This is a genomic window from Natrinema soli (assembly GCF_028618695.1).
This window is the reverse complement of the sequence record NZ_JAQIVI010000553.1, coordinates 1-5,970: the sequence shown is the minus strand read 5'-3', so window position 1 is coordinate 5,970 and position 5,970 is coordinate 1. Positions and strand designations below refer to the sequence as shown.

At 63.9% G+C, this 5,970-nt stretch carries 5 protein-coding genes; 2 read left to right on the top strand and 3 right to left on the bottom strand.

Going from position 1 to position 5,970, the window contains the following annotated elements; translation table 11 throughout:
* Positions 1 to 323: alcohol dehydrogenase catalytic domain-containing protein (locus PGX04_RS26415; RefSeq protein WP_273741213.1), on the bottom strand; the 323-nt coding region annotated here is incomplete at its 3' end.
* Between the two features lie 114 nt (positions 324 to 437).
* Positions 438 to 1,415 (bottom strand): flap endonuclease-1, encoded by a 978-nt coding sequence (fen, locus tag PGX04_RS26410; RefSeq protein WP_273741212.1) that lies wholly within the window; start codon positions 1,413 to 1,415, stop codon positions 438 to 440.
* Positions 1,416 to 1,721: 306 nt separating this feature from the next.
* Between fen and PGX04_RS26405 the strand changes: the two genes are divergently transcribed.
* The gene (locus PGX04_RS26405) at positions 1,722 to 4,625 is read left to right on the top strand and encodes an MEDS domain-containing protein (RefSeq protein ID WP_273741211.1); all 2,904 of its coding nucleotides are present in this window, start codon (positions 1,722 to 1,724) and stop codon (positions 4,623 to 4,625) included.
* A gap of 207 nt (positions 4,626 to 4,832) precedes the next feature.
* Here PGX04_RS26405 and PGX04_RS26400 read toward each other — a convergent pair whose 3' ends face one another.
* Entirely contained in the window at positions 4,833 to 5,396 is a 564-nt protein-coding gene (locus PGX04_RS26400) for a GNAT family N-acetyltransferase (protein ID WP_273741210.1), read from the bottom strand.
* 119 nt (positions 5,397 to 5,515) lie between these two features.
* Here PGX04_RS26400 and PGX04_RS26395 point away from each other — a divergent pair.
* On the top strand, positions 5,516 to 5,970 hold a 455-nt coding region (locus PGX04_RS26395), incomplete at its 3' end, for a hypothetical protein (protein ID WP_273741209.1).

Sequence of the window (5,970 nt, the reverse complement as noted above, 5' to 3'; positions counted from 1 at the left end):
GTCCGTGCCATCTTCGCGCGCGAGCCCTCGCCCTCGATCCAGTCGGGGGCGAACGGGGTCGCGACGCGGTCGCCCTCCGAGAGTCGCCCGACGTCGTCGCCGACTGCGACGACCTCGCCGGCACCATCCGAGAGGGGGACGACCGGTAGCGTCGCACCCGGATAGGCGAGTTCGTCGTTCGCGATGGCCAAGTCGCGGTAGTTGAGCGAGGCCGCGCGCAACCGGACGAGCGCTTCGTCGTCATCCGGTGTGGGTCGTTCGCGCTCGACTTCGACGATGCCGTCGTACTCGCTCGTGGCCTCCTGCACTTCGTATGCTTTCATCACCGGAGAACGGGCCGTCGCGGACTTCGGTCTGCCGCCCGGCGACCGTTTTGCTGGCTCTGCCGGACCCAACGAGCGCCGCTCCCGACCGACCGCCGAGTGAGGTCCGGCGAGTTACGTCCAGCGGTCCAGTCCCGTCTGCGTGACGCTCTCCTCGATGCGCTCGAAGCCGCGTTCGACCTCGTCGGCGTCGACGCCCCACTCGTCGGTCACGTACGACTTCGCGGCCTCGAGATCCGGATCGACGGCCGCGTCGAACTCGTAGTCGTCGGTCACGTTCGGATCGCGGAACAGCTGCCGGACGCGGTCGCCGTACTCGATGTGTGCGCCGCGGGCCTCGAGCACGCTCCAGAGGTCGCCGTGTTCGGTGATCGCCGAGATCGCCGTCTTCGGGCCGATGCCGGAGACGCCCTCGTTGAAGTCCGTCCCGATGAGGATCGCCGCGTCGATCAGCTGCTCGAGCGTCAGCTCGTGGTGTGCGAGGGTCGCCTCGAGATCCATCAGCTCGGGATCCCCCTTGCTCGTCAGCTGGCGAAGGGTGAGCGGGGAGCCGAAGAGCAGGGCGTCGTAGTCCTCCGAGCCGACGTAGTCGGCGTCGCCCCGCGTGACCATGTGGGCGGCCTGGGCCTCCCCCTCCGCCGGCGCTTCGACGATCGGCACGTCGAGCAGTCGGAGTAGTTCCCGGCTGGTCTCCTGGATCGTCTGTGTCAGCCGCTGGGTTCGCGACTCGAGTTGCGCGATGGCGACCGCGTCGCCCTCCTCGCGGGCCGTCTCGAGCTGGTCCTCGTAGCCCCGTCGCTGTTCGCGGCGGGATTCGATCTCGTCGTCCTTGAGTTCGGAGGGGCCGCCGTCGAAGACCATCACCGGCGTCACGTCGTTCTCGAAGAACTTGGGGAGTCCCTGGACGATGCCGACGAGGTTGGCGACCTCGGTTCCGTCGCCGGTCGTGTACGTGTCGCTGTCGGTCCACTTGACCGTCGTGGTCAGGTACCGGTAGAGCCAGTTATGTGCGTCCACGGCGACGACGCCTTCGATATCGTTGAAGGGAATCTCCTCGATAACGGCGATATCCCGCAGTGCAGCGTTACCCATTGGGGGTAGTTGGACGGACTGGGATTTGAATCGTTGGCTTCCGGCTCGGTGCGGCCACCCGACCGAGTAGCTCCGGTGATGGCCCTCCTGCAACGAGCACCGGTGAGCGTCTCTCTGCGGTTCTGCCCCCCTCTTTCAAAGATTGCATCTTTGCAACCCGTCTAAATAGAACCTATCTGCGATGCTCTTTTTACCGATGCTCTCTTCCATTCGATTGACGAATACTACCCGGACCGTGAGCAGCGACCTCGAAGTATATCGACGTTAACGATCCGGTGACGAGTGTCCACCGCTTGAACGGAACCCATGAGTAAACGCATCCCAGATCACCCTGATCACCATACCGCGTCTACCCCAGTAAGTGAATTCAAAGCCCTCCAATCGAATTTCGAGACTCGTGGCCCCATCGAACCGACCGACGGACACGAAGCGAACGACCACTTCGCGCTTCTCTACGAGAACCACGCCGAGCAGTTCGCCACGGTTATCCCGTTCATCCGGGAAGGTCTCGAACAGGGTGAACGGTGCATCTACGTCGCCGATGACAACACCGTAGACGAGGTCCTCGATGCGATGCGGACTCGCGGTATCGACGTCGATACCGCCCTCGAGTCGGGAGCGCTCTCAGTTCATACGGACAGAGAGACGTACCGCCGAACCGGCGAGTTCGACCGCGAGGTGATGGCGGATTTTTGGGAAGAGACCCTCGACGAGGCGACCGCCAACGAGTTCGCAGGGCTCAGAGCCGCCGCCGAGATGACGTGGGCACTCGAGGCCGACGACACGGACTTCGATCAGCTCTGCGAGTACGAGGAACTGCTCAACCCGTTGTACGACGGGTCGGAGTACACCGTCCTCTGCCAGTACAATCGCAACCGGTTTCCGGCGGACATCCTCCACGACGTCCTCAATACCCACCCGTTCCTCGTCTACGACGACACCACTATCTGCCAGAATTTCTACTACACGCCCCCCGAGGAGTACTTCGGCCCCGACCGGCCGTCGCGCGAACTCGACCGGAAGTTAGCGACGCTGGTCGATCGAACCGACGCGCAGGCGACGATCGAGACCCGCGAGCACTATCAGCGGGAACTGTACGAGACGATCGCGAGTTCGAATAGCTCGTTCGACGAGAAAATCGAGGAACTACTGGAACTGGGCCGTGAGCGACTCGATCTCGAGATCGGATACTTCACGAAAACCGACGACGACGGTACGCTCGAGATCGTGGAAGCCGTCGGCGATCACGAGATCATCGAGTCGGGCGTGACCGGTTCGCTCTGCGATACGTACTGCGAGAAGCTGCTCGCATCACCTGGCCCGATCTCCGTACGGAACGCGGCGGAGGTGGGCTGGACCGACGATTTCGCCTACGAGCGGTTCGGGTTGGACGCCTACTTCGGGACGACCGTCCACGTCGGCGGCGAAGAGTACGGAACACTGTGTTTCGCCTCCGAGACGCCGCGCGACGAGCGGTTCTCGAGCGCCGAACGGACGTTTCTCGACCTGATGGGACAGTGGGTCGAGTACGAACTGGAGCGCCAGCGTCGCGAACGGTTCCTCCGCGAGAGCTACCGGATCACGGCCGATCCCGATCGCGACTTCGACGAGAAGCTCGAACGGTTGCTCGAGTTGGGCCGAGAGCAGTTCGGGCTCGAGATGGGTGGCCTGAACCATCTACCGTCGTGGGACGGTGAGTTCAGGTTGGAGAAGGGCGTCGGCCTCGGCGTCGACCCCGACGAGGAACTGTGGTCCGACCCGGGATACGGGCGCTTCTGTCGGCAAACCATGGAAACCGACGAAACCATCGCCATAACGGACGTGCGCGACACCGACTGGGAAGACGACGAGATCCATCGCGAGTTCGAGTTGACGAGCTATCTCGGCACGCGGGTGATGAATGGATCGAAACCGTACGGGACGTTCTGGTTCGGTAGCGCGGACGCCCGCGATCGGCCGTTCTCCGAGACAGAGCGCACGTTCATCGAGCTGATGGGCCAGTGGGTCAGCTACGAACTCGAGCGCGAACACCGAGAACAGTATCAACGGACGCTGAGCCGGATCGCCGCCGATCCCGATCGTTCGTTCGACGAGAAATTGGACGATATCTTCGAGCTGGGATGCGAACGGTTCGATCTCGAGATCGGGGGACTCGCACGAGTGAATCCGACGACCGATTCGTTCGAGGTGGAAGCCATGGCGGGCGACCACGACCAACTCGAACCCGGCGCGACGGCACCGCTCTCGGAGACCTACTGTCGGGTAACTGACGGTGATGAGACGGTAACCGGCATTACCGATCCCGAGCGAGCCGGGTTCGGAAACACCCTCGCGTACGAAGCGTTCGACGTGGAGGCGTATCTCGGAACGCGAATCGAACTCGAGAACGTGTCCGACCGAACGTTCTTCTTCGTGTCGACGGACTCGCGGAACCGGGAGTTCACGGACGCCGAACGGGCATTCCTCCATCTCACGGCTCAGTGGATCAAATTCGAACTCGATCGAAACCAGCGGGAACGAGCGCTCGAGGAATCTAACGAGCGACTCGAGCAGTTCGCGTACGCGGCATCCCACGACCTGCAGGAACCCCTGCGGATGGTCACGAGCTACCTCCAGTTGCTCGAGAACCGGTACGGCGACGCCTTCGACGAGGACGGCGAAGAGTTCCTCGCGTACGCCGTCGACGGGGCCGACCGCATGCGCGAGATGATCGACGGCCTTCTCGAGTACTCGCGGGTCGAAACGCGCGGCGATCCGTTCGAACCGGTCGAGTTCGAGGCCGTTCTCGACGACGTCCTCGCGGACTTGCAGCTCCAGATCGAGGAGACGAACGCGGAGATAACGGCCGAACAACTCCCGCGGGTGACGGGCGACGCCTGCCAGTTGCGACAGGTCGTACAGAACTTGCTCGATAACGCCATCCAGTACAGCGGCGATTCCCCGCCGCGGATTCACATCGATGCGGATCGACGAGGGCGAGAGTGGGTCATCTCAGTACAGGACGACGGGATTGGCATCGACCCGGCGGATCAGAATCGCGTGTTCACCGTCTTCGATCGACTCCACAGTCGCAAGGAGTACGAGGGGACGGGCATCGGCCTCGCGCTCTGTCAGCGGATCATCGAACGTCACGGCGGCGATATCTGGGTCGACTCCGAATCGGGCGAGGGGTCGACGTTTTCGTTTACGCTCCCGGCACTACGCGAGTAGGAAGGAGACGCCGCTCCGGCGCGGTTGTCTGTCCGCTGGGTGGGACACCACGGTTCCGCTATCGTGAGGCCGACTCGACGGCATCGGTCCGCGACAACTGGGTCTCACACCCGTCCCCAGCCGACTCGCTCGCGTCCGCGAACGCTCACCGTCCCGCCGTGGCGCGCTCCCAGCACGGGCACACCACCAACACGGCTACGCGACGACTTACTCCTCGTGTAATTCGAGGGCGGGCGGTCCGCTGTCCCGCCGCGACTCGAGAAACGCGTCTTCTTCTTCGGAGAGATCCCGGTCTCGATACGCCTCGAAACCGGCCTGATACCGTTCCCGGTCGTCCCATTCCGTGTCGTCCGCAGTCGGTTCGTCGGTCGGCGTCTGATACTCGAGGATCAGTTCGGCGATGCCGGTCGTCTCGCCGGTATAGGAAAAGCCGGTCCGGTAGAGCGCCTCGTAGGCGAAGGGGTTGTTGACGGCGATCCGAAGCCGGTTGTAGTCCCGTTCGACGGCGCGATCACGGACCAGCCCGCAGAGTCGGGGACCGATCCCCTCACCCCGCAGCTCTCGGTCGACGGTCACGTAGCGCAGCCACAGCGTGGCCGCGTCGGTGCGATCCTCGTTGAACGCCACCGCTGCGACGATCCGGCCGTCGGGGGCTCGAGCCACCGCCTTGCCGGTGTTCGTCATGACGAACTTGCCGGCGTAGCTGAACCGTTCGTGATCGAGTCGGAGTTTTGGGCCGTCGGGCGGCCAGCCGAGCAGTTCGTACTCCACGGGTTCGCTTGGTGGGCGACCCACTACAATGTCCGGTTTCGAACGGTCCGCAACGGGTGACTGTCCCATCACCGACCGTGACGAACACTTTTGGACTCGTTCGTGATAGCCTGCCCACGATGAGCGGCGAATCCGATACGACGGCTGGGTTCGGGCTGCGCGGCACCACCGGATGGTTCGTCGGCGGTGCACTCGGCGGTGCGATCGGCGCGATCGCGTTCGGCATCGTCATGTTGCTCCTCGATCCGGACGTCCTCGAGGCCGCCATTCCCGCAATCTACGGCCTCGAGCCCGCCGGCCCCCTCGGCTGGGGAATCCACATCGCTCACGGGATCGTCCTCGGCCTGATCTTCGGGCTGCTCGTCACGCGCCCCTCGATCCTCGGGATGCTCCAGACCGACGTCGAGACCGACGTGCTCTCTCGGTCCGGTATCATCCTTCGGCTGATTGGAGCCGGTCTCGTCTACGGGATCACGGTCTGGGCGATACTCCCGCTGCTCGTCCTCCCCGTCTGGGTTGATGCGGTCGGCGGCAGCGGGGCCGAGCTGGTCTCGGGAGCCGCCGGCGGCAGCCT